Source organism: Secundilactobacillus folii (assembly GCF_009720675.1).
GTDB classification, from domain to species: domain Bacteria; phylum Bacillota; class Bacilli; order Lactobacillales; family Lactobacillaceae; genus Secundilactobacillus; species Secundilactobacillus folii.
In genome coordinates this window covers 1-588 of record NZ_WNJO01000039.1, presented here as the reverse complement: position 1 = coordinate 588, position 588 = coordinate 1, and the positions used below count along the sequence as shown (strand labels likewise).

The following is a 588-nucleotide window of genomic DNA, read 5'->3' as shown; positions in this document are numbered from 1 at the left end:
GGATGGTAAACCAGTAGGTACCGCGACTTCAGATGAGAATGGTGACTTCACAGTTCCAGTTCAGGGTACCGATGTCAAGCCAGGCGATACGCTGACGGTAACCCCAACCGGTGGTACCGGTGTTGAAACGACAGTTCCAACAGCTGCGATCACAGATGTGACAACGACACCAAACGATAAGAATACTGGCTACAATGTCACTGGTAATACGACGCCAAATACTACGGTTACGGTCACTGATAACGGTAAACCAGTAGGTACCGCGACCTCAGGTGAGAATGGTGACTTCACAGTTCCAGTAGATGGCACCGATGTAACACCAGGTGATACATTGACCGTGACACCAACCGGTGGCAAGGGCGTTACGACAACGGTACCAACAGATACGGCTACTGATGTGAAGACCACACCAAATAGTGATAATACTGGTTACGACGTCACTGGTAAGACGACACCAAATACGACAGTTACAGTCACCGATGGTGGCAAGACAGTCGGCACCGGTACCTCTGATGGGAAAGGTAACTTCACGGTACCAGTTAAGGGTACTGATGTAACGCCTGGTGATACGCTGACTGTGACACCAAA

The 588-nt window shown here is 50.0% G+C and carries 1 protein-coding gene; it reads left to right on the top strand.

Annotation, left to right across the window (positions count from 1 at the left end):
- Positions 1 to 588 (top strand): Ig-like domain-containing protein (locus GM612_RS12260; protein WP_246147766.1); only part of this gene is annotated, 588 nt, incomplete at both ends.